Raw genomic sequence first — 20,449 nt, forward strand, 5'->3', positions numbered from 1 at the left:
GGCGACTGATGGGCAAGGTTATCGGGATCGGGATCGTCATGATCGCACTTCTGGCCGGGGCGGCCATGTATTACCTGCAGGTCTACCATTTCTACGAACCGGTGGAGGCGACCGGCACCGACGACGTGCGGTTGGTCAACCTCGTCACCGGCGCGCCCGAGCCGGTGCGTTACGAGGATTTCCAGGCCATCGACGCCGCCAGCAGCCCGATCCGCTATCGCGCCTGTTTCACCACCGAGATGAGCCAGGCGATGCTGACCGAGACCTACGAGATGTACGAGGGCGCAGAGCCGCTGACCGCGCCGGGGTGGTTTGACTGTTTCGATGCCGAGGCGATTGCCGAGGAACTGGAGGCCGGCACCGCGCTGGCCTTTCTGGGCGAGAAGAACATCCATTACGGGATCGACCGCATCGTCGTCGTCGCCGAGGACGGGCGCGGCTATGCCTGGCACGAGCTGAACGAATGCGGCGACAAGGCCTATGACGGCACTGTCGTGGGCGAGGAATGCCCGCCGCGTGAAGATAATCCAGAAGATTAAGGAACTTTAGACCGGCTTCGCACGCTGTCCCACCAATGCCCACACGCAGCGGAGGACGCGCCATGGCCGATCAGAGAGCACCCGACTGGGTCATTCCGATGATGCGGGCGGGGTATTCCGCAAGAGGGCTGGTTTACCTTATCCTCGGCGGGCTGACGATGTCCGCCGCCCTGTGGGGTGGCAACGCCGAAGGAACCAAGGGCGCGCTGCAGACGCTGCGCGATGCGCCGTTTGGGCAGATCCTGCTGTGGCTCGTGGCGCTGGGGTTCGTGTGCTACGGCATCTGGCGCTTTATCGCGGCCTATTTCGACCTTGAAAATCGCGGCGACGAGGAAAAGGGCCTGTTCCAGCGGCTTGCGCTGGTGGTGACCGGGCTGATCCACGTGGGCCTCGGGTTCGCGATGGCGTCAGTGGCGCTGGGGGTCGGCGGCAGTTCCGGCGGTGGCGGCGCGTCCGACTGGACGGCGAAGGTCCTGCAGATGCCCGGCGGGAAATGGATCGTGGGCGCTGCGGCCCTCGGCATTCTGGGCGCGGGCATCCACTATGTGATCAAGGGCTGGAAGAAGAAGTACAAGCGTTACATCCAGAACAACGAGAAGACGCAGAAGCTGGAGCCGCTGTTGCGCTGGGGTTTTGTGAGCTATGGCATCGTCCTGGCCATCGTGGGCATGTTCCTTTGCCTTGCAGCGATGAATTCCGATCCGTCCTCGGCCATGGGGATCGGCGGCGCGCTGGACTACATCCGCGGCATGACCGGCGGGCAGGTCGTGCTGGGCGTGATAGCGCTGGGCATTATCGGCTTTGGCATCGAGAACTTCGTCGAGGCGCGCTATCGCATCGTGCCGGGCGTGGGCCACAGCAGCGACATTCAAAGCATGGCGCAGGCCGCCAAGGCGAAGGCCAAGTCCACGGCGCGGACCGCTGCCGCCAGCTAATTGCCGTCAATCGGCTTGCCGCGCCGCGGCAGGCCCGTTAAGCACCGGGACGTTGACCCAAGACGTTCCGGTGACATCATGCCCGACCTTCTGATCGAACTTTTCTCCGAGGAAATCCCGGCCCGGATGCAGGCGCGGGCCTGCGAGGACCTGAAAAAGCGGATGACCGACGGGCTGGTCGAGGCCGGCCTGACCTATGCGGGGGCCGCGGCCTTTGCCACGCCCCGGCGGCTGACACTGGCGCTGGAAGGGCTGTTGTCCGAGAGCCCGACCTTGCGCGAAGAGCGCAAGGGGCCGCGCGTCGATGCGCCGGAAAAGGCGATCGAGGGCTTCCTGCGCGGTGCGGGCGTGGCGCGCGACACGCTTGAAGTCCGCGATGAAAAGAAGGGTCAGGTCTATTTCGCGACCATCACCAAGCCGGGCCGCCCGGCGGCCGAGATCGTCGCCGAGGTGCTGGACGACACGATCCGCAACTTCCCGTGGCCCAAGTCGATGCGGTGGGGCGCGGGCAGCCTGCGCTGGGTGCGGCCCTTGCATTCCATCCTGTGCATCCTGACCGACGACGCGGGCGAGGCGCAGGTCGTGCCGCTGGACGTGGACGGCATCAAGGCGGGCGACAGCACCGAAGGGCACAGGTTCATGGCGCCGGAGCGATTTTCCGTCACGTCCTTCGAGGATTACGCGGCGAAGCTGAAGCGCGCCAAGGTCGTGCTGAACCCCGAGGAACGTGCCGGTCATATCTGGCAGGAGGCCACGAACCAAGCCTTTGCCCGCGGCCTCGAGGTGGTCGAGGACAAGGGGCTGTTGCAGGAGGTCGCGGGGCTGGTGGAATGGCCCGTGCCGCTGATGGGCGGTATCGGGGCCGAGTTCCTGGACCTGCCGCCCGAGGTGCTGCAATCGTCGATGAAGGAACACCAGAAATTCTTTTCGGTGCGCAACCCCAAGACGGGCCGGATCGAGCAGTTCGTGACCGTGGCGAACCGCGAAACTGCCGACCAGGGCGCCACGATCCTTGCCGGCAACCAGAAGGTTCTGGCCGCACGGCTGGCAGACGCCAAGTTCTTTTGGGAGAACGATCTGCGCATTGCGAAAGAGGGCATGGGGCCGTGGCTGGACAGCCTGGAGAACGTCACCTTCCATAACAAGCTGGGCAGCCAGGCCGAGCGGATCGCGCGGATTGCAGCCCTGGCGCGGGAAATCGCGCCGGTGGTGGGGGCAGATCCCGATCTGGCGGAGCAGGCGGCGCAGGTGGCGAAGGCCGATTTGAGTTCGGAAATGGTCTACGAGTTCCCCGAATTGCAGGGGATCATGGGGCGGTATTACGCCGCCGAGGCTGGGTTGCCCGAGGATGTGGCGGCGGCCTGCGAGGAGCATTACGCGCCGCTCGGGCCGTCTGATGCGGTGCCGTCGCGTCTCGTCTCGGTTGCGGTGGCGCTGGCGGACAAGCTGGATACGCTGACGGGGTTCTGGGCGATTGACGAGAAGCCCACCGGGTCTAAGGATCCTTATGCGCTGCGAAGGGCGGCGTTGGGGGTAATCCGGTTGGTGCTGGAAAACGAGATCAAGTTAGATCTTCGAGAGACGTTGGTCTCAGGCTTCAAGCCTCAACCTAGCGATTTGATTGACGCGGCGGCTAGAACATCAGTTCCCGAGGCAAAGCTTGCGGCGACCAAAACCTTTGATGGTAACGAAATTGTCTACGACGAGAAATTGGCAATTCTGTTGGACCTCCTCTCCTTCTTCCACGACCGCCTCAAAGTCTACCTGCGCGATCAGGGCATCCGCCATGACGTTATCGACGCCTGTATCGCGATGGAGGGCAATGACGATCTGGCTCTGCTGGTCAAGCGGGCGCGGGCCTTGCAGGACGTGCTTCAGACCGAGGATGGCGAGAACCTGGTGCAGGGGTTCAAGCGGGCGAACAACATCCTGACGCAGGCCGAGGAGAAGGACGGGGTCGAGTATTCCTTTGGCGCCGATCCCAAATTTGCCGAGGACGCGACCGAAAAGGCGCTTTTCGCGGCCTTGCAGGATGCGGAGAAAACCATCGCCGCCGCCGGGAAGGACGAGGATTTCGCCCGGGCCATGGGCGCAATGGCCGCGCTGCGCGCACCGATCGACGCGTTCTTCGAGGCGGTGCAGATCAATTCCGAGAATGCGATCCTGCGGCGCAACCGTTTGAACATGCTGCATTCCATCCGCCAGATCTGTCTGCAGGCGGCGGATTTGCGGCGGCTGGAAGGATAGTGGGGCAAACCGCAGCGGTGGACCCGACAGGCCTTGCCTAAAAATTCGGCTTGCGTATTCTGCGGGCCAGAAAAGGAATTGCCGCAGTGCAGCAGGGCCCTGAACATATCACGCCGATCACTCCCGACGCGCCCATCGCGATCCCGACGCATGGCGGGCGGGCCAAGTGCCTGCAACGCCTCGTGCGGCTGGATTTGCCGGTCCCGCGCACGGTCGCGCTGTCCTTCGACGCGGTGAGGGGCATCGCGGACGGCGAGGTGCCGGACATGGCATCCTTGCTGGACCCGTTCGGCGAACTGCCGGTGCTGTGCGTGCGCCCGTCGTCCGAGGACCCCGACTGGGGCGGGCCGGGGGCGGTTCTGAACATCGGCATGAACGATGCGCGGTTCGTCGATTTGTCGGACCGGATCGGCAAGCCGGCGGCGGCGACGCTCTACCTGCGGTTCGTGCAGGCCTATGCGGTGCACGTGGCCCGCGCCGACCCGGACATGTTCGACGACCTGGACGATGATCCGGTCAAGGCGGTAGGCCAGGCGCTGGTCGCCTACGAAGAGGAAGTCGAGGAAGAGTTCCCGCAGGATGCGAAAGTGCAGTTGCTGGGCGTGCTGCGTTCCATGGCGCGGGCGTGGCAGGGCACCACGGCACGGCTCTTGCGGCAGGCCAAGGGCGCGCCGGCCGACGCGGGCCTTGGCCTTGTGGTGCAGGAAATGGCGCTTGGCCTGGGCGAGGGCGAATGCGGCTCGGGCGTGATGCAGCTGGTCGACAGCGCGACGGGCGACCGGCGCTGCACCGGGCGCTACCTGAGCCAGAGCCAGGGGCGAGAGGCGCTGAAGGCCAGCAAGGAAGCGCTGTACCTGCAGAAGGATCCGCGCGGCCCGTCCCTGGAGGAACTGGCGCCGGAGGCGTTCGCGCGGCTGAAGCAATGCACCAAGCTTATGCGCGAGAAGCTGCGCGAGGAAATGCAGGCCGAATTCACCATCGAGAACGGCGAGGTCTACCTGCTGGACGGGGTGCGCGTGTCCCGCAACGCCCGCGCTGCCGTGGCCATCGCCGTGGCGTTGGCCGAAGAGGGGATCATCACGCGCGAGGAGGCGCTGATGCGGATCGAGCCGCGGGCGCTGAATGAACTTCTGCACCGGCAGATCGACCCCGAGGTCAAGCGCGACGTTCTGGCGCGCGGCATCGCCGCCAGCCCCGGCGCGGCCACGGGAAAGATCGTCTTCAGCGCCGAGGAAGCCCAGGCGGCGGAGTCGCGCGGCGAGGCGGCGATCCTGGTGCGGCGAGAGACCAGCCCCGAGGACATTCGCGGGATGCACGCCGCCGCCGGTGTGCTGACCGAGCGGGGCGGGATCACCAGCCATGCCGCCGTGATCGGGCGGGGCATCGGCAAGCCCTGTGTCGTGGGCGCCTCTGCAATCACCTTTCAGATCAAGCGCAAGCGGCTGGTCTTTCCCGACGGCCGCAGCCTGATGGCCGGGGATCAGATCACAATCGACGGCACCAGTGGCGAGGTTCTGGCCGGCGAGCCGCGCCTGCTGGAGGCCGCGCGGGACGAGACGTTCAAGACGCTGATGAGCTGGGCCGACGAGGTGCGCGACATCGAAGTGCGGGCCAATGCCGACACCCAGGCCGATGCCGAACTGGCGCTGACTTTCAAGGCTCAGGGGATCGGACTGTGCCGGACCGAGCACATGTTCGTGGAACCCAGCCGCCTGGTGGCGATGCGTGAGATGATCTTTGCCGACACCAGCGAGGACCGCGCCTCGGCGCTGGAGGTGCTGTTGCCGATGCAGCGGGCGGATTTCATCGACCTTTTCCGGATCATGTCGGGGATGCCCGTCTGTATACGGCTGTTCGACCCGCCTTTGCACGAATACCTGCCCGCCGACCGCGAGGGCATTCGCGAGTTGGCCGACGCGCTGGACCTGCCGGTGGCGGATGTGACCGAGCGGGTGGAATCGCTTGGAGAATACAACCCCATGCTGGGGATGCGCGGTGTGCGGCTGGGCATCGCGGTGCCGGAGATCTACGAGATGCAGGCGCGGGCGATCTTCGAGGCGACGGTCGCCGCCAGCAAGGAGGGCGATCCGGTCGTGCCCGAAATCATGATCCCGCTGGTGTCGGCGATGCGCGAGGTCGAACTGGTGCGCGAGAATGTCGACAACGTGGCCGATGCCGTGCGCCGCGAGACGGGCCGCGATTTCACCTATCGGCTGGGCGTGATGGTCGAGACCCCGCGCGCCGCGTTGCGCGCCGCCGAGATTGCGCCGCACGTGGCTTTCCTGAGCTTCGGCACCAACGACCTGACGCAGATGACATATGGCCTCAGCCGCGATGACGCAGGGCGGTTCATGTCGCACTACGTCAAGCAGGGTGTGTTCCCCGAGGACCCGTTCCACGTGCTGGACGTCGACGGGGTGGGCGAATTGCTGGAGATCGGGGCGCGGCGCGGCCGCGAGGTGGCCCCTGACCTGACCCTGTCGATCTGTGGCGAACACGGTGGCAACCCCGAATCGATTGCCTTCTGCCGGACGGCGGGATTCGACTATGTTTCCTGTTCTCCGTTCCGGGTTCCGGTGGCGCGACTAGCTGCCGCACAATTGGCCGTGAAGGACAAGATCGGGTAGATCGCGGGCGGGTTCTCGCCATATCTGCCGTAATTCCGCCGATTTTTGGCCTTGCAATCTCGCTGCATAACGCCCTTGCAGCGCCGCAGGCTGGACTCGCATACCCCTTTTATGTACCTCGTCGCGACTTGACGGGCCCGTAGGGTCTTATTTTGAAGGAGGCGAGCCTTGAGAACCCTCGCGATGATCTTGATGATGTGCCTTGGGACCGCGGCCGCGGCAGAGCAGGACATCAACCGTTTATATGCGCACGAGAACCGCGTGCTGAGTTCGATTCCCGAAGATATGGTGGCGCGCTATATGGAGCGCCCGGGCGTGGACGTGACGTATTCGCGCGACTGGCTGGCGGCCCAGTCGGCCCACACTGGCGGCAAGCAATGGCGTTGCCTGGCCGAAGCGCTGTACCACGAGGCGCGCGGCGAAAGCGTCAAGGGTCAGTTCGCGGTGGCCGAGGTCATTATGAACCGGGTCGACAGCGCCCGCTTTCCCGACACGATCTGTGGCGTTGTGCACCAAGGCACGGGCCGCAAGTACCAGTGCCAGTTCACCTACACCTGTGACGGTGCCAGCGACCGGATCAGCGAGAAACGTGCCTTCGAACGGGCCGGCAAGGTGGCGTATCTGATGGTCAAGGGCGCCAGGCGCGACCTGACGGCCGGAGCGACGCATTACCACACCAAGGCCGTGCGCCCGAAATGGTCGCGCAATTTCGCCCGGACCACCACGATCGGAGTGCATCACTTCTACCGGATGCCGACGCGCGTCAGCTCGAACTGAGCGGGGCGGAGAATCCGGTTGACATGCAGGCCCGCGCGTTTAAAAGGCGGGCTTCATGACGAATTTCGCGGGGTGGCTGACATCCCGCCGCAGGAGAGATACCCATGGCGAAGCCGACCACAATCAAGATCCGCCTGAACTCGACCGCCGGCACGGGCCACTTCTACGTGACGAAGAAGAACGCCCGCACCATGACCGAGAAGATGTCGGTGCGCAAATACGACCCCGTCGCGCGCAAGCACGTCGAGTACAAGGAAGGCAAGATCAAGTAGGATCTTCCCTCCGAGCGTATTCAAGGGCCGTGCCGATGGGTGCGGCCTTTTGCTTTGGGACTTTTCGCAGTTGCGCGCCGAGACGCGGCGTCCGCGTGGGACTTGATCTGGGGCCGTTTGCGACGGGAGGTCCCGGGTCAGGCCCGGGACGGGTGTTCTCGAAGCCAGCGGCCCCACGAAAAAGGGCCGGTCTGATGACCGGCCCATTGTTCGTTTCAGCTTGTGCGCTGTGGTTATTCGCGCTGGCCCAGCAGGTTCAACAGCATCATGAACATGTTGATGAAGTCGAGATAGAGCCGCAGGGCGCCCATGATGGCTGCCTTGCCCAGCCACTCGCTGTCGCCGTGGTGGGCGTGGGCCAGGTACTCATTCTTGATCGACTGCGTGTCATAGGCGGTCAGGCCGGCGAAGATCAGCACGCCGATGGCCGAGATCGCGAACATGATTTCGCTGGAGCCGATGAAGATGTTGACGATCGACGCCACGATCAGGCCGATTACACCCATGATCAGGAAGCTGCCCCAGCCGGAGATGTCCTTTTTCGTGGTGTAGCCCCACAGCGAAAGCCCTGCGAAGGCGGCCGCCGTGGCCAGGAAGACCTGGGCGATCGAGAAATCGGTGAACACCACGAAGATGTACGAGATCGACACACCCATCACCGCGGCGAAGGCGTAGAAGAAGAGTTGTGCCGCAGCCGCCGACAGCTTGTTGATCACCGCGCCGAAGGCGAAGACCATGATCAGCGGGGCGAACATCACGATATAGCGTGTGAAGCCGGTGAACAGCGTTTCCATCATCGCGGCGTTGTTGCCCACGGCCCAAGCGGCCGCAAAGGTCAGCAACATGCCGATCGACATCGTGCCGTAGACCTTGTTCATGTGGGCGCGCAAGCCTTCGTCGATCGCGGCGGTACGCGCACCAGTTGCCGACCGGATCGTTTCGAATTGAGCCATTCAAGCCTCCGAATAAGTGTCCCATTCAAACCTCAAGCCGAGGTTTGCAGACAATATCGTGTGCCCGACGTCTCTTTTCAAGAAAATCCGCACCGAAATCGTGCGGAAACAGTCGGTTCACCTGTCAGCGACACGAGATGTCCCAGATCGGACGGCGGGCCTCGGCCATCGCCTCCTGGCGGGTAATGCCGATATCCTGAAGGGCGTGATCGTCGAGACGTGCCAGGGCACGGCGCTGACGATACATCTCGATCACATCGCGCAGGCGGGCGCGGCGAGGGGCCGGGTAGGGCGCATGGCGACGGAATGACAAAGTGAGCATGAGTGCGTCCTTTCAATTTCAGTGATGGCGCGGCGCGCATCATTATTACTGTTGATATAAATGGCATGCCGGGTCATATATGAAAAATGAATGTTTGGCTTGGATTGCATCAAGGAACATGATGAATGCGTAATCTCGACATGACGACCTTGCGGTCTTTTCTGGAAGTCGCCGAGCAGGGCGGTGTGACGCGCGCCGCGCAGGTGCTGAACCTGACGCAGTCGGCGGTGTCGATGCAGCTCAAGCGGTTGGAAGACCTGCTTGGGATCGAACTGCTGGATCGCAGCAACCGGCGCATCGCGCTGACCGCCTCGGGCGAGCAACTCTTGACCTATGCGCGGCGCATCGTCGATTTGAATGACGAGGCCGTGGGGCGGCTTTCGGACGAGGTTTACGAGGGCACGCTGACCCTGGGCGTGCCGCATGACATCATCTATCCCGTCGTGCCGCGGGTTCTGAAGACGTTCAACAGCGTTTTCCCGAGGGTGAATGTCGTCCTGAAATCCTCCAGCACTGTCCGACTGCACGACGCGTTGAAGAAAGGCGAGATCGATCTGATCCTGACGACCGAGAAAGCGTTGACGCCGGGTGGAGAGACCTTGACGAAAATCCCGCTGAAATGGGTCGGTGCCCTGGGCGGCCAGGCTTGGCGAAAACGGCCCTTGCGGCTGGGGTTCTGCAATTTCTGCATCTTCCGGGCGCCGGTGCTGCGCATCCTGGATGCGGCGGGAATCGACTGGGAACTGGCGATAGAGTCGGACGAGGATCGCTCGGTCGAGGCGCTGATCAGCGCGGATCTTGCGATCGGGGCTCTGCTGGAGACCAGCATCCCGCCGCATCAGGAAGCGATCAACACGCAAGGGGCGCTGCCGGAACTGGGCTTTCAACAGATCAACATGTACGGGTCGGCCAATCGAGACGAGATCACGCGCGAAATGGCCGATCTGCTGCGTCAGGGATACCGGGCCGCGACGCCGACCCTGTTGCGGCAGGCCTGAGCGCGGGGTCTCAGCCGGTCGTGATGACAACCTTGCCGGTGGATTTGCGCGTGCGCATCAGGTCGAGCCCCTCCTGCGCCTTCTCGAGCGACAGGATGTGGCTGACATGCGGTTTCAGCCGGCCGTCGGCATACCAGGCGAAAAGCTGCGCCAGGCTGTCGGTGACGACCTGCGGCCGGAATGCGAGGTAGCCGCCCCAGTAGAGGCCCAGGACCGAGATATTCTTGACCAGCAAGTGGTTGGCCGGAATTTTCGGCACCTCACCGCTGGCAAAGCCGATGGTCAGGATGCGGGCCTCGGGACGGCAGGCGCGCATGGCGGACTTGAACTGGTCCCCGCCGACGGGATCGTAGACGACATCGACGCCCCCCAAGGCACGGCACGCCTCCCGGATATCGTCGGTTTCGGCGTCGATCAGGTGATCGGCCCCGGCCTTGCGCGCAACCTCCAGTTTGTCGGCACCGCGGGCGCAGGCGATGACGGTGGCGCCCATCAGCTTGCCGATCTCGACCGCGGTCAGGCCGACGCCGCCCGCCGCGCCGAGAACCAGCAGGGTCTCGCCCGGTTGCAGACGGGCCTTGTGATCCAGGCCGACATGGCTGGTGCCATAGGCGATCTGAAACGCCGCCGCGTCGGTAAAGCTCATCTGATCGGGCAGGACCACCGCGCGGTCGGCGGGAAAGCAGCCCCGCTCTGCCAGGCCTCCCTGACCGCCGAAAACGGCAACGCGGCTGCCGATGGCGGGTCCTTCGACCCCGTCCCCCAGCGCCTCTACCGTGCCAGCCACTTCCATGCCGAGGGTGAACGGCGTGTCGGGCGTGTCCTGATACTCGCCCTTCAGCATCAGCAAATCGGCGAAATTCAGCCCGCAGGCATGGATCTTCAGTCCGATTTCCCCGGCGGCGGGCCGGGGCGCCTCGACGTCCTGGAGGGTTGCGGTTGTATCGTGCGAATCGATCCGGAACGCGCGCATCTAGAGGCTCCTCATCAATAATTGTCGGATCGGACCGGCGTCTTGCCCGGATAATCGAAGTCCCGAAACGATGTCAAACGCGTGCTCTGGTTGTGGGCAACCTATACAAAAGCAGTATATGCCCGTTTAGATTGTAGGTATAAGGGACCGATCCCTTATTCGGGGTGCAATACTTCTTGCTATACAGAATCTCAGCTCTTATTTTCTCGTCAGTGTCGCTGGGATGCGCGGCCTAATATTTTTTTAACGCTCGCCCGGGAAATTATGACTTCAAACCGGGTTGGCACCTGAGGAAAGGACTGCCCATGCCGCACCCCGTAGACGTGCATGTCGGAAAACGTATTCGCCATCGCCGCTGGCTGGTTGGAATGACCCAACAACAGCTGGCTGAAAGCGTAGGCATCAAATTCCAGCAAATTCAGAAATATGAAACCGGCGCGAACCGCGTCAGCGCCTCTCGCCTTTGGGACATCGCGGATGCCCTGGACGTGGAGGTCAGCTTTTTCTTTGACGGTATCGACCACGATGGCGACGCAAGAAACGAGAGCGACATGATCCCGGCGGATTTGCTGGGCGACAAGGAAGCGCTCGATCTGATCCGGTCCTATTACGCGATCCCGGAAAACCAGCGCCGTCGCCTGTTCGATCTTGCACGGGTTCTCAGCGACGTCGCTTGAGCCGGTCCTAGAAGCCGTTTATCCCCGCCATGCAGTTACAAGGTGGGGATAGAATGACCCGGAACGACTCGGAAATTGTTAACACGGCGCACGCGCTTGCAGATGCAGCGCGCGACGCCATCCTGCCGTGGTTTCGCGCCGGGGCGATTGACGTGGAAAACAAGGCGTCGTCGGGATTCGATCCGGTCACCGCCGCCGACAGGGCCGCGGAAGCCGCGATGCGCGAGGTGCTGGCCGAGCGCCGCCCCGACGACGCGATCCTTGGCGAGGAAATGGGCGAAACCCCGGGCACGAGCGGCCTGACCTGGGTTCTGGACCCGATTGACGGCACGCGCGCCTTCGTGGCCGGGGCGCCGACATGGGGTGTGCTGATCGCCGTCGCCGATCAGGGCGGGCCGGTCTATGGCCTGATCGACCAGCCTTACATCGGTGAACGGTTCGAGGGCGGCTTCGGACGCGCCGGGATGCGCGGACCGCAAGGCGCGCGGGCGCTGAAGACAAGGGGGGAGGCGCCGCTGTCGCAATCGACCGTCTTCACCACCTTTCCCGAGGTCGGCACCGAGGCCGAGGGCGCGGCCTTTCGGGACGTGGCGCGCCAGGCGCAGCTGACGCGCTACGGTCTCGATTGCTATGCCTATGCGCTTGTCGCCTGCGGGCAGGTGGACCTGGTGATCGAGGCAGGGCTCAACGCGTACGACATCCAGGCGCCGATCGCGGTGATCGAGGCCGCTGGCGGCATCGTCACGGACTGGAGCGGCGGGCCGGCACACGAGGGCGGGCGCGCCATCGCGGCCGCGGGACGCCAACAGCACGAGGCCGCCCTGGAGATCCTTGCGCGCCATTTCTGAGGTCTGGCGTCTGGCGTGGTCCGGCTGCAGCGGATAGGGTCGGTTCATGCCTCTTCGGATTTGCCTTCTTGCGGTCATCGCCGCCATGACGTGCCAACTGGCCGTGGCCCAGGACGCGACCGATCGGAGCGCTGCCGCGCGGGACTGGGTCAACAGCTTTCGCGCCGAGCGCGGACTTTCCCCCGTGAGCCTTTCGGACAGGCTGACCCGCGTGGCCTCGATCCATGCGGCGGACATGGCCCGAAAGGGGTATTTCAGCCATACCGGATCGGACAAGAGCAGCGTGGGGGACAGGGCGCGGCGCGTCGGCTACGCCTATTGCTTCATTGCCGAGAACATCGCCAAGGGACAACCTAGGCTGAACGCGGTTCTGAACGGTTGGGCCGGATCGTCCGGGCATCGCAGGAACATGCTGGCCCCGCAGGCCCGGGAAATGGCGGTGGTCGAGGCGCCGGGACGGATCTGGGTGATGGTGCTGGGGCGCGACGGCTGCTGAAACAAGGGGCGTCACGACCGCCCTGAAAACACAACGGCGCACAACGGGCGGCCGATCGGCCTGGGACGATGGATACCGCCGGATTGTGTCGCTTTTGCGGGGATTTGACGGTGGGCACTGGACCCTGCCATGGCAACATGCGATCACCAGAGCCTGGCCAGGCCACGACCGGGAGGACGCCTCATGAACTTTGAAATCCGACCGCATGTCGCGGAGTTGCTGGACCGTGTGCGGGTGATGGTGCAGGACGCCATAATGCCGATGGAGGCCCCGTACCACGCGGAGGTCGAGAAGGGCGACCGCTGGAGCTATACCGAGCGCCAGGCCGAGATTTTGGAAGGGCTGAAGGCGCAGGCCAAGGCGGCGGGCCTGTGGAACTTCTGGCTGACCGATGGTGAGGGCGGCGTGGGGCTGAGCACGGTCGAGTACGCTTATTTCGCAGAGGAAATCGGCAAGACGCCGATGGCGGCGGAAGTGTTCAACTGCAACGCGCCGGACACCGGCAACATGGAAGTGTTCCAGAAGCACGGCACCGACGACATGAAGGCGCGGTGGCTGGCGCCGCTCCTGGAAGGGGACATCCGCTCGGCCTACCTGATGACCGAGCCGGATGTGGCCAGTTCGGACGCCACGAACATCTCGCTGAGCTGTGTGCGGGAGGGGGACGCCTATGTCCTGAACGGCGAAAAGTGGTGGGCCACGGGGGCCGGGGACCCGCGCTGCGCGGTCTATATCGTGATGGTCAAGACCGGCGATGACGATTCGCCCAAGCATCAGCGCCATTCGATGATCGTGGTGCCGTCCGACACGCAGGGTGTTGAGAAGGTCAGGCCGATGAAGGTCTACGGCGCCGATGACGCGCCGCACGGGCACATGCATATCCGGTTCAGCGATGTGCGGGTGCCGGCCGAGAACATGCTGCTGGGCGAAGGGCGCGGGTTCGAGATCGCGCAGGGGCGGCTGGGGCCGGGACGCATTCACCATTGCATGCGGGCCATCGGCATGGCCGAGGCGGCGCTGGAGCTGATGTGCCGCAGGTCCCTGCAGCGCGAGGCCTTCGGCAAGCCGCTGGCGCAGCTGGGGGCGAATTTCGATTATATCGCCGAGGCCCGGATGGAGATCGAGCAGGCGCGGCTGTTGTGCCTGAAGGCCGCGTGGATGATGGACCGGGGCGATGCACGGGCGGCGGCGCCCTGGATCAGCCAGATCAAGGTGGTCGCGCCCAAGGTGGCGCTGAAGGTGGTGGACGAGGCCGTCCAGATGTTCGGGGCGCAGGGCATCAGCCAGGACACGCCGCTGGCGGCGATGTGGACACACCTGCGCACCCTGCGCCTGGCCGACGGGCCGGACGCGGTGCATCGGCGGCAGGTGGCGCGGGCGGAGCTGCGCAAATACACGCAACAGAAGATCTGAGCGCCTGCCGCGCCGCCGGGCGCAAAATTTATTCGAAAAAATTTTGCCACCGCGACAAGGCGTGCCTTGGCGCCATCCTGGCAGGCGGAGGTTAACGGGGTCTGAAAATTCCGTACTTTTGCGCTCGACATCCCGGCGCGCCGCGGGCTTTATGCCGCCATGAGTTCAGAGTTGAATGCACGGCCCGGCTGGGGTGTTTTCTGGATGGTCGTGACCGGTGTGCTGTTTGTCGGTGTGACCGCCATGGTAAAGCTTCTGGGCACGCGGATCCCTGCCACGGAGGCGGCGTTTCTTCGGTACGTGCTGGGGCTGATCTTACTTTTGCCGATGCTGGGCACGTTGAGCCGCCTGCGGCTGGACCGCGGCACCTGGGGCCTGTTCGCCGCGAGAGGGCTCGCGCATTCCGCCGGGGTGGGCCTGTGGTTCTTTGCCATGGCACGGATCCCGCTCGCGGATGTGACGGCGATGAACTATCTCTCGCCCATCTATGTCACGCTGGGCGCGGCGCTTTTTCTGGGGGAAAGGCTGGCCTTGAGACGGGTCATGGCCATCGTCGTGGCCCTGATCGGCGCGTTCATCATCCTGCGCCCGGGGTTCCGAGAGTTGGGGCCCGGGCATTTCGCGATGCTGTTCACCGCGGTGGCCTTCGGCGGGTCGTACCTGCTGGCCAAGATGCTGTCCGACCGCTGTGCGCCCGGGCTGGTGGTGGCGATGCTGTCGATCACCGTGACGATCGGGCTGGCGCCCGTGGCGCTGAGCAACTGGGTGCCGCCAACCCTTTGGGAGCTGGCGATATTGATGGGGGTCGCGGCCTTTGCCACGGGCGGGCATTACACCATGACGCTGGCGTTTCGCGCGGCCCCGCTGGCGGTGACGCAGCCGGTGACGTTCCTGCAGCTTGTTTGGGCGGTGCTGTTGGGCGTGACCTTTTTCGCCGAACCGTTTGATCCGTGGGTGATTTTGGGCGGGCTGGTGATCGTCGGATCGGTCAGTTTCATCAGCTGGCGGGAGGCTGTGCTGAAGCGGCGCGCGGTGACCCCGGCGGCGCATCAGACAAAATTCTGATTCGACTGGTTAATTTCGGCAAGAACGCCGAAAACGGTACGTCGGTATCGCGTCGGTATCCGGGTGGTATCGCGACGGTGCGGTTTTTCGCGGGGGGCGGCCTTGCCGCACCGGGCGGCGCGGCAAGGGGCAATCCATGTGTGTGTCAGGCCGTGAGCACCGCGTAGAGTTCGTCCTTCAGGCGGGCGCGTTTCTTGCGCATGTCCGTCTCGGCGGCGGGCGAGACCGGGGTCACGTTGGTTTCCGCCGCGTGGATCTGCCGGTTGACCGCATGGTAGTCGTCCATCAGCCGGGCGAAATGGGCGTCCGAGGTTTTCAGCGCCGTGATGCGGTCGGCCATTTCGGGGAATTCTTCGTGCAGCTCGTGCGGGGTGTGTGACATCCGGGGTCCTCCTTGTTCGCGTGTCGGAGGAGAGGTTAGGCGCGCGCCGGGGGGCGCACCTTGATGCGGATCAAACCGGAGCGGTCCTCAGCGTTGCGCGGTCTGCCATTCGGGGTGGATCCAGGCCTGGGCGTTGTCCGCCGGAAGCGCGCGGTCGAGGACGTGATCGGCCATCTTCTCGCCCACCATGATCGAGGGGGCGTTGAGATTGCCGTTGGGGATGCGCGGGAAGACCGAACTGTCGGCGACGCGCAGGCCCGAGACGCCGATCACGCGGCCCTGCGGGTCGACCACGCTGCGCGGATCGTCCACCCGGCCCATGCGGCAGGTTCCGCAGGGGTGATAGGCGCTTTCGGCGTGTTCGCGGATGAAAGCGTCGAGCTGGTCGTCGGACTGCATGTCCGCGCCGGGTTGGATCTCGTGCTTGGAGAACGGAGCGAAGGCGTCCTGGGCGAAGACCTCGCGCGTCAGCCGGATGGCGCGGCGGAAATCGCGCCAGTCGCTATCGCAGCTCATGTAGTTGAAGAAAATCTTCGGCGGTGCGGCGGGATCGGCGGAATTGAGCGTGACAGCCCCGCGGCTCTCGGAACGCATGGGGCCGACATGGGCCTGGTAGCCGTGGCCCTCGGCCGCCGCCTGGCCGTCATAGCGCACGGCGATGGGAAGGAAATGGAATTGCAGGTCGGGATAATCCACGCCTGCCGCCGAGCGGATGAAGCCGCAGGATTCGAACTGGTTGGTGGCGCCTGGGCCGGTCTTGCCTAGCAGCCAGGTGAGGCCGACGAGGGCCTTGCCGGGCAGGTTCCAGTACTTGTAGAGGCTGACCGGCTGGGAGGCGGCCATCTGTACGTAGACCTCGAGATGGTCCTGAAGGTTGGCGCCGACGCCGGGGCGGTCGGCGATGACGTCGATGCCGTGTTCGGCGAGATGCGCGGCGGGGCCGATGCCGGAGAGCATCAGGAGTTTGGGGGAGTTGAAGGCCGACGCGGACAGGATGACTTCGGCATTGGCACGGATGATTTCCTGCCGGCCTTTACGGGTGACCTTTACGCCGATGGCGCGGCCGTCTTCGAAGACCACACGGCCCGCGAGGCCGCGGATGACGTCGCATTTTCCGGTCTTGAGCGCGGGCTTGAGATAGGCGTTGGCGGCGGACCAGCGCTGGCCCTTGTGGACGGTCATCTCGAAGGGCGCGAAGCCTTCCTGCTGTTCGCCGTTATAGTCGGGCGTCACCGGGTAGCCCGCCTGTCGACCCGCCTCGATGAAGGCGCGGGTGAGGGGGTTGGCCATCTGGCCGCGGGTGACGTGCAGAGGGCCGTCCTGGCCGCGCCAGTCGGGGTCGCCGCCATGGCCGGCATCGGTCCAGTTTTCCAGGCGCTTGTAATAGGGCAGCACGTCGGCATAGCCCCAGCCGGTGGCGCCCTCGTCGCGCCAGTGGTCGAAGTCGCGGGCGTGGCCGCGCACATAGACCATGCCGTTGATTGAGGAGGAGCCGCCGATGACCTTGCCGCGCGGGGCGGCGAGGCGGCGGTTGTTCAGGTGGGGTTCCGGCTCGGTGCGGTAGCCCCAGTCGTACATCTTCATGTTCATCGGGTAGCTGAGCGCGCCGGGCATCTGGATGAAGGGGCCGGCATCGGTGCCGCCATGTTCGATGACCAGAACGGAATGGCCCGCCTCGGACAGGCGGTAGGCCATGGCGCAGCCGGCGCTGCCGGCGCCGACGATGACGTAATCGGCTTGCATCAGGGACCTCGCTTGGATGGTGGGCGAAGGAGGGGGGCGCTGCCCGCTTGGCGAAGGAGGGGGGCGCTGCCCGCTGCGAAGAAGAGGGGGGCGCTGCCCCCCGCGGCGAACCTGCGGTTCACCGCTCCCCCCGGGATATTTATGGCCAGAGGAAAAGGCATCAGGCGCCCTCGGCCCGCAGGGTGTCGTAGGGGACCATGACGTGGGCCCGGTAGGCGGGGCGCCGGGTGAGGCGGTTGTAATAAGCCTCGACCGTCGGATTGGCGGCACGGGGGATGTCGATGGTGAACCAGCGGTAGAGGAGGTGGCCCGCGACGATGTCGGCGGCGGTGAAGTGGTCGCCGCAGATGTAATCGTGGTCGGAGAGTTGCTCGGCCAGGCGCGCGAGATGGGCGTCGAAGCGCGTTATGGCGGCGTCGAGCGCGGCTTGGTCGCGGTCGGCGGCGGAGGTGCGGACGCGGGGCCAGAAGATGGGGTGGGTGAAGCCCACGGCCAGGGTGGTCTTGGCCCATTCGGCCCACATGTCGACGGGGGCGCGGGCGGCGGGGTCGGCGGGCCAGAAGGGGCCGCCGTCGCCGTAGCGGGATGCCAGGTAGCGCAGGATTGCGGTGCTTTCCCAGACCACGAGGTCGCCGTCGCGCAGGACCGGCACCTTGCGGTGCGGGTTCATGGCGCCGAATTCAGGCGTGTCGAGGCCGCCATGGGCGTGGCCGTAGTCGAGCCGCTCGCAGTCGAGGCCAAGCTCGGCGAGGGTCCACATGACCAGTTGCACGTTGGAGGAGGTGGCGCGGCCATAGACGGTGAGCATCATTCGCCCCTCGGGTAGCGGGCGTTTTCCTCGACCACGTTGAGGTCCATGTGATTGCGCATGTAGCGCTCGGACGCCTTTTGCAGGGGCTGGTAATCCCACGGGTAATAGCCGCCCTGGCGCAGCGCTTCGTAGACGACCCAGCGGCGGGCCTGGCTTTCGCGGACCTGGGCGTCGAAGGCCTCGAGATCCCAGCGGGCGGCGGCCTCGACGCGGAAGCGCTCGAGGGTGGATTTGTGCGCGGGGTCCTCGGCCAGGTTGGTGAGCTCCAGCGGGTCGGCGTCGAGGTCGAAGAGCTGTTCGGGGTCGAGCGCGCAGTTGGTGTATTTCCAGTGCTCGTGGCGCAGGCAGACCAGCGGCGAATAGGAGGCCTCGGCGGCGTATTCCATGGCGACGGGGCTTTTGCGGATCGCGCCCTGGCCCGAGGGCACGAGGCTTTCGCCGGCGACCCAGGGCATGACCTCGGACATGTCCACGCCGGCGAGGTCGCAGAGCGTGGGGCAGACGTCGATATTGCTGACCGGCTCGGCGACAAGGCCGGGTGTCATCGCGGGGGCGGAGATCATCAGTGGTACCCGCGACGAGCCCTCGAAGAAGGACATCTTGAACCACAGGCCGCGCTCGCCCAGCATGTCGCCGTGGTCGGAGACGAAGAGGATGATGGTGTCGTCTTCCTGGCGCGTGCCGCGGAGGGCCTCCATCACCTCGCCGATCTTGTCGTCGAGATAGGAGATGTTGGCGAAATAGGCGCGGCGGGAACGGCTTATGTCCTCGTCAGTGATGGTGAAGCTGCGCCAGTCGTTGGCATCGAAAATGCGCTGCGAATGGGGGTCGTGATCCTCGTAATCCATCGCGGGCACGTCGGGCAGGAGGTGTTCGCAGCCCTCGTAGAGGTCCCAGTATTTCTTGCGCGCGACATATGGATCGTGCGGGTGGGTGAAGCTGACCGTCAGGCACCAGGGGCGGTCGTCCTTGCCGCGCCCGTAATCGTAGACCTTGCGGGTGGCGTGGTAGGCGACCTCGTCATCGTATTCCATCTGGTTGGAGATCTCGGCCACGCCGGAGCCGGTGACAGAGCCCATGTTGTGGTACCACCAGTCGATGCGTTCGCCCGGTTTGCGGTAGTCGGGCGTCCAGCCGAAATCGGCGGGGTAAATGTCGGTCGTGAGGCGTTCCTCGAAGCCGTGGAGCTGGTCGGGGCCGACGAAATGCATCTTGCCGGAGAGGCAGGTCTGGTAGCTGGCGCGGCGCAGGTGATGCGCATAGGTGGGAATGTCGGCGGAGAACTCGGCGGCGTTGTCGTAGACGCGGGAGCGCGAGGGCAGGAGGCCGGACATGTAGCTGGCGCGGCCAGGAGCGCAGAGCGGCGAGGCGGTGTAGGCGTTCCTGAACCGGGTGGAGCGGGCGGCCAGCGCCTTGAGGTTCGGCGCGTGCAGCCAGTCGGCGGGGCCGTCGGGGAAGAGCTTTCCGTTCAGCTGGTCGACCATGAAGATGAGGATGTTGGGACGTGTCATGTGGGGGCGCCTTCCGGGAGTGAGGTGTAGATATAGTGCAACAGCACACCGATGGCGGTTTCGCCCGAGAGCGGTGCGCTGTGCAGCGCCTGCCGGATATAGAGGCCGTCGATCATCGCGGCCAGACCGCGTGTGAGGATGCGGGCCTCGTCCGCCGGGGCAAGCTGGCGGAAGGCATGAAAGAGGTTGGAGCGCAGGCGTCGCTGGTAGACATGCAGAAGGCGCCGCGCCGCGTCGGATTTCTGGGCCTGGACGTAGAAGTTGAGCCAGGCGGCGATCATCTCGTCCCGGAACTGGCCGGGCGCGAAGCTGGCGCGGACGATCGCCTCGAGCCGCTGGTGGGGCGTTTTGGCCATGATCAGCGCGCCGCGCACCTCGGCGCCGTAGAGGGTGAGGATATGGCGCATGGCGGCGGCGAAGATCTGTTCCTTGGAGCCGAAATAGTGATGCGCCAGCGCCGAGGACACGCCGGCGCGGCGGGCGATCTGGCTGACGGTCACGTCGAGCGAGCCGCGCGCGCCGATCTCGTGGATCGTGGCCTCGACCAGCGCGGAGCGTCGAATCGGTTCCATTCCGATCTTGGGCAATTGGTCCTCCGTGATTGACAGCCCCATGCGGTATTGAGTTTTAATTGACTCGTCAATCAATAAACGTATTGTTTGCGTCATCAGGGGGTGGGGACCGAGGATGAGACGTTGGGAGCTTTCGCGTTGCACGTGGCCGCACGTGGCGTCTAAGGTCGACACAATGTCGTTTTCGGGGCCATGCGGAGGGACCGCAGCGCAGCCCCGAAAAAGGTGCCACGAGCGCGAGATCGCGCGGCCCGGGACATACGCGCGTCATGCGCAGGACTTATTGCA

The 20,449-nt window shown here is 64.9% G+C and carries 20 protein-coding genes; 12 read left to right on the forward strand and 8 right to left on the reverse strand.

The genetic code is table 11. The features are described 5' to 3' along the window. Positions 1–8 precede the first annotated feature (8 nt). The 6 genes from ACQY4V_RS04255 to rpmG all read left to right on the forward strand — a co-directional run bounded on the left by ACQY4V_RS04255 (position 9) and on the right by rpmG (position 7,397). Entirely contained in the window at positions 9–539 is a 531-nt protein-coding gene (locus tag ACQY4V_RS04255) for a DUF6446 family protein (RefSeq protein WP_428515661.1), read from the forward strand. A 62-nt stretch (positions 540–601) separates the two neighbouring features. Then, entirely contained in the window at positions 602–1,474 is an 873-nt protein-coding gene (locus ACQY4V_RS04260; RefSeq protein WP_428515662.1) for a DUF1206 domain-containing protein, read from the forward strand. A gap of 126 nt (positions 1,475–1,600) precedes the next feature. Further along, positions 1,601–3,721, forward strand: a complete 2,121-nt coding sequence (glyS, locus tag ACQY4V_RS04265) for a glycine--tRNA ligase subunit beta (protein WP_428517155.1) — start codon at positions 1,601–1,603, stop codon at positions 3,719–3,721. Positions 3,722–3,807: 86 nt separating this feature from the next. After that, complete coding sequence (locus tag ACQY4V_RS04270) at positions 3,808–6,348, forward strand: putative PEP-binding protein (protein WP_428515663.1); 2,541 nt, start codon at positions 3,808–3,810, stop codon at positions 6,346–6,348. Between the two features lie 183 nt (positions 6,349–6,531). Then, positions 6,532–7,125: a cell wall hydrolase gene (locus ACQY4V_RS04275; protein WP_428517157.1), complete on the forward strand. Its 594-nt coding sequence runs from the start codon at positions 6,532–6,534 to the stop codon at positions 7,123–7,125. A 104-nt stretch (positions 7,126–7,229) separates the two neighbouring features. Next, complete coding sequence (gene rpmG, locus ACQY4V_RS04280; protein ID WP_050927593.1) at positions 7,230–7,397, forward strand: 50S ribosomal protein L33; 168 nt, start codon at positions 7,230–7,232, stop codon at positions 7,395–7,397. Between the two features lie 233 nt (positions 7,398–7,630). Here rpmG and ACQY4V_RS04285 read toward each other — a convergent pair whose 3' ends face one another. Together ACQY4V_RS04285 and ACQY4V_RS04290 are read right to left on the reverse strand one after the other, a co-directional pair. After that, positions 7,631–8,350 (reverse strand): Bax inhibitor-1/YccA family protein, encoded by a 720-nt coding sequence (locus ACQY4V_RS04285; protein ID WP_152491901.1) that lies wholly within the window; start codon positions 8,348–8,350, stop codon positions 7,631–7,633. Between the two features lie 124 nt (positions 8,351–8,474). Beyond that, positions 8,475–8,672, reverse strand: coding sequence for a DUF1127 domain-containing protein (locus ACQY4V_RS04290; protein WP_428515664.1), 198 nt, complete (start codon positions 8,670–8,672; stop codon positions 8,475–8,477). Between the two features lie 125 nt (positions 8,673–8,797). Here ACQY4V_RS04290 and ACQY4V_RS04295 point away from each other — a divergent pair, with 125 nt between their 5' ends. Beyond that, a complete protein-coding gene (locus ACQY4V_RS04295; protein WP_428515665.1) occupies positions 8,798–9,670 on the forward strand; it encodes a LysR family transcriptional regulator in 873 nt (290 codons plus the stop codon). Positions 9,671–9,680: 10 nt separating this feature from the next. Here ACQY4V_RS04295 and ACQY4V_RS04300 read toward each other — a convergent pair whose 3' ends face one another. After that, positions 9,681–10,643, reverse strand: a complete 963-nt coding sequence (locus ACQY4V_RS04300) for an NADPH:quinone oxidoreductase family protein (RefSeq protein WP_428515666.1) — start codon at positions 10,641–10,643, stop codon at positions 9,681–9,683. Between the two features lie 305 nt (positions 10,644–10,948). Here ACQY4V_RS04300 and ACQY4V_RS04305 point away from each other — a divergent pair, with 305 nt between their 5' ends. The 5 genes from ACQY4V_RS04305 (at position 10,949) to ACQY4V_RS04325 (ending at position 15,142) form a co-directional block, all read left to right on the forward strand. After that, positions 10,949–11,320 carry a helix-turn-helix domain-containing protein gene (locus ACQY4V_RS04305; protein WP_152491905.1) on the forward strand — a complete coding sequence of 124 codons (372 nt, stop codon included), beginning with the start codon at positions 10,949–10,951 and terminating at the stop codon, positions 11,318–11,320. A gap of 53 nt (positions 11,321–11,373) precedes the next feature. Next, the gene (gene hisN / locus ACQY4V_RS04310) at positions 11,374–12,168 is read left to right on the forward strand and encodes a histidinol-phosphatase (protein WP_428515667.1); all 795 of its coding nucleotides are present in this window, start codon (positions 11,374–11,376) and stop codon (positions 12,166–12,168) included. 85 nt (positions 12,169–12,253) lie between these two features. Next, the gene (locus ACQY4V_RS04315; protein WP_428515668.1) at positions 12,254–12,664 is read left to right on the forward strand and encodes a CAP domain-containing protein; all 411 of its coding nucleotides are present in this window, start codon (positions 12,254–12,256) and stop codon (positions 12,662–12,664) included. Between the two features lie 183 nt (positions 12,665–12,847). Next, positions 12,848–14,077: an acyl-CoA dehydrogenase family protein gene (locus tag ACQY4V_RS04320; protein WP_428515669.1), complete on the forward strand. Its 1,230-nt coding sequence runs from the start codon at positions 12,848–12,850 to the stop codon at positions 14,075–14,077. A gap of 159 nt (positions 14,078–14,236) precedes the next feature. After that, positions 14,237–15,142, forward strand: coding sequence for a DMT family transporter (locus ACQY4V_RS04325; protein WP_428515670.1), 906 nt, complete (start codon positions 14,237–14,239; stop codon positions 15,140–15,142). Positions 15,143–15,287: 145 nt separating this feature from the next. Here the strand turns inward: ACQY4V_RS04325 and ACQY4V_RS04330 are convergent, their stop codons facing one another. The 5 genes from ACQY4V_RS04330 to betI form a co-directional block, all read right to left on the reverse strand. Beyond that, positions 15,288–15,524: a YdcH family protein gene (locus ACQY4V_RS04330; RefSeq protein ID WP_428515671.1), complete on the reverse strand. Its 237-nt coding sequence runs from the start codon at positions 15,522–15,524 to the stop codon at positions 15,288–15,290. Positions 15,525–15,611: 87 nt separating this feature from the next. Next, the gene (betA, locus tag ACQY4V_RS04335) at positions 15,612–17,267 is read right to left on the reverse strand and encodes a choline dehydrogenase (RefSeq protein WP_428515672.1); all 1,656 of its coding nucleotides are present in this window, start codon (positions 17,265–17,267) and stop codon (positions 15,612–15,614) included. Positions 17,268–17,427: 160 nt separating this feature from the next. Continuing rightward, positions 17,428–18,075, reverse strand: a complete 648-nt coding sequence (locus ACQY4V_RS04340) for a glutathione S-transferase family protein (RefSeq protein ID WP_428515673.1) — start codon at positions 18,073–18,075, stop codon at positions 17,428–17,430. Then, positions 18,075–19,589, reverse strand: a complete 1,515-nt coding sequence (betC, locus tag ACQY4V_RS04345) for a choline-sulfatase (RefSeq protein WP_428515674.1) — start codon at positions 19,587–19,589, stop codon at positions 18,075–18,077. The genes ACQY4V_RS04340 and betC overlap by 1 nt, the downstream gene beginning before the upstream one ends. Further along, positions 19,586–20,161 carry a transcriptional regulator BetI gene (gene betI, locus ACQY4V_RS04350; RefSeq protein ID WP_428517159.1) on the reverse strand — a complete coding sequence of 192 codons (576 nt, stop codon included), beginning with the start codon at positions 20,159–20,161 and terminating at the stop codon, positions 19,586–19,588. Before betI ends, betC begins: the two co-directional genes overlap by 4 nt. Between the last annotated feature and the right edge of the window lie 288 nt (positions 20,162–20,449).

This window comes from Roseovarius sp., from assembly GCF_965277045.1.
In the GTDB taxonomy this organism is placed as follows: Bacteria; Pseudomonadota; Alphaproteobacteria; order Rhodobacterales; family Rhodobacteraceae; genus Roseovarius.

What these genes read in the sequence shown, in the direction of transcription:
- ACQY4V_RS04255 (WP_428515661.1), top strand. Translation starts at nt 9, where the DNA reads ATGGGCAAGGTTATCGGGATCGGGATCGTCATGATCGCACTTCTGGCC.
- ACQY4V_RS04260 (WP_428515662.1), top strand. Translation starts at nt 602, where the DNA reads ATGGCCGATCAGAGAGCACCCGACTGGGTCATTCCGATGATGCGGGCG.
- glyS (WP_428517155.1), top strand. Translation starts at nt 1,601, where the DNA reads ATGCAGGCGCGGGCCTGCGAGGACCTGAAAAAGCGGATGACCGACGGG.
- ACQY4V_RS04275 (WP_428517157.1), top strand. Translation starts at nt 6,532, where the DNA reads ATGATCTTGATGATGTGCCTTGGGACCGCGGCCGCGGCAGAGCAGGAC.
- rpmG (WP_050927593.1), top strand. Translation starts at nt 7,230, where the DNA reads ATGGCGAAGCCGACCACAATCAAGATCCGCCTGAACTCGACCGCCGGC.
- ACQY4V_RS04285 (WP_152491901.1), bottom strand. Translation starts at nt 8,350, where the DNA reads ATGGCTCAATTCGAAACGATCCGGTCGGCAACTGGTGCGCGTACCGCC.
- ACQY4V_RS04290 (WP_428515664.1), bottom strand. Translation starts at nt 8,672, where the DNA reads ATGCTCACTTTGTCATTCCGTCGCCATGCGCCCTACCCGGCCCCTCGC.
- ACQY4V_RS04295 (WP_428515665.1), top strand. Translation starts at nt 8,798, where the DNA reads ATGCGTAATCTCGACATGACGACCTTGCGGTCTTTTCTGGAAGTCGCC.
- ACQY4V_RS04300 (WP_428515666.1), bottom strand. Translation starts at nt 10,643, where the DNA reads ATGCGCGCGTTCCGGATCGATTCGCACGATACAACCGCAACCCTCCAG.
- ACQY4V_RS04305 (WP_152491905.1), top strand. Translation starts at nt 10,949, where the DNA reads ATGCCGCACCCCGTAGACGTGCATGTCGGAAAACGTATTCGCCATCGC.
- hisN (WP_428515667.1), top strand. Translation starts at nt 11,374, where the DNA reads ATGACCCGGAACGACTCGGAAATTGTTAACACGGCGCACGCGCTTGCA.
- ACQY4V_RS04315 (WP_428515668.1), top strand. Translation starts at nt 12,254, where the DNA reads ATGACGTGCCAACTGGCCGTGGCCCAGGACGCGACCGATCGGAGCGCT.
- ACQY4V_RS04320 (WP_428515669.1), top strand. Translation starts at nt 12,848, where the DNA reads ATGAACTTTGAAATCCGACCGCATGTCGCGGAGTTGCTGGACCGTGTG.
- ACQY4V_RS04325 (WP_428515670.1), top strand. Translation starts at nt 14,237, where the DNA reads ATGAGTTCAGAGTTGAATGCACGGCCCGGCTGGGGTGTTTTCTGGATG.
- ACQY4V_RS04330 (WP_428515671.1), bottom strand. Translation starts at nt 15,524, where the DNA reads ATGTCACACACCCCGCACGAGCTGCACGAAGAATTCCCCGAAATGGCC.
- betA (WP_428515672.1), bottom strand. Translation starts at nt 17,267, where the DNA reads ATGCAAGCCGATTACGTCATCGTCGGCGCCGGCAGCGCCGGCTGCGCC.
- ACQY4V_RS04340 (WP_428515673.1), bottom strand. Translation starts at nt 18,075, where the DNA reads ATGCTCACCGTCTATGGCCGCGCCACCTCCTCCAACGTGCAACTGGTC.
- betC (WP_428515674.1), bottom strand. Translation starts at nt 19,589, where the DNA reads ATGACACGTCCCAACATCCTCATCTTCATGGTCGACCAGCTGAACGGA.
- betI (WP_428517159.1), bottom strand. Translation starts at nt 20,161, where the DNA reads ATGGAACCGATTCGACGCTCCGCGCTGGTCGAGGCCACGATCCACGAG.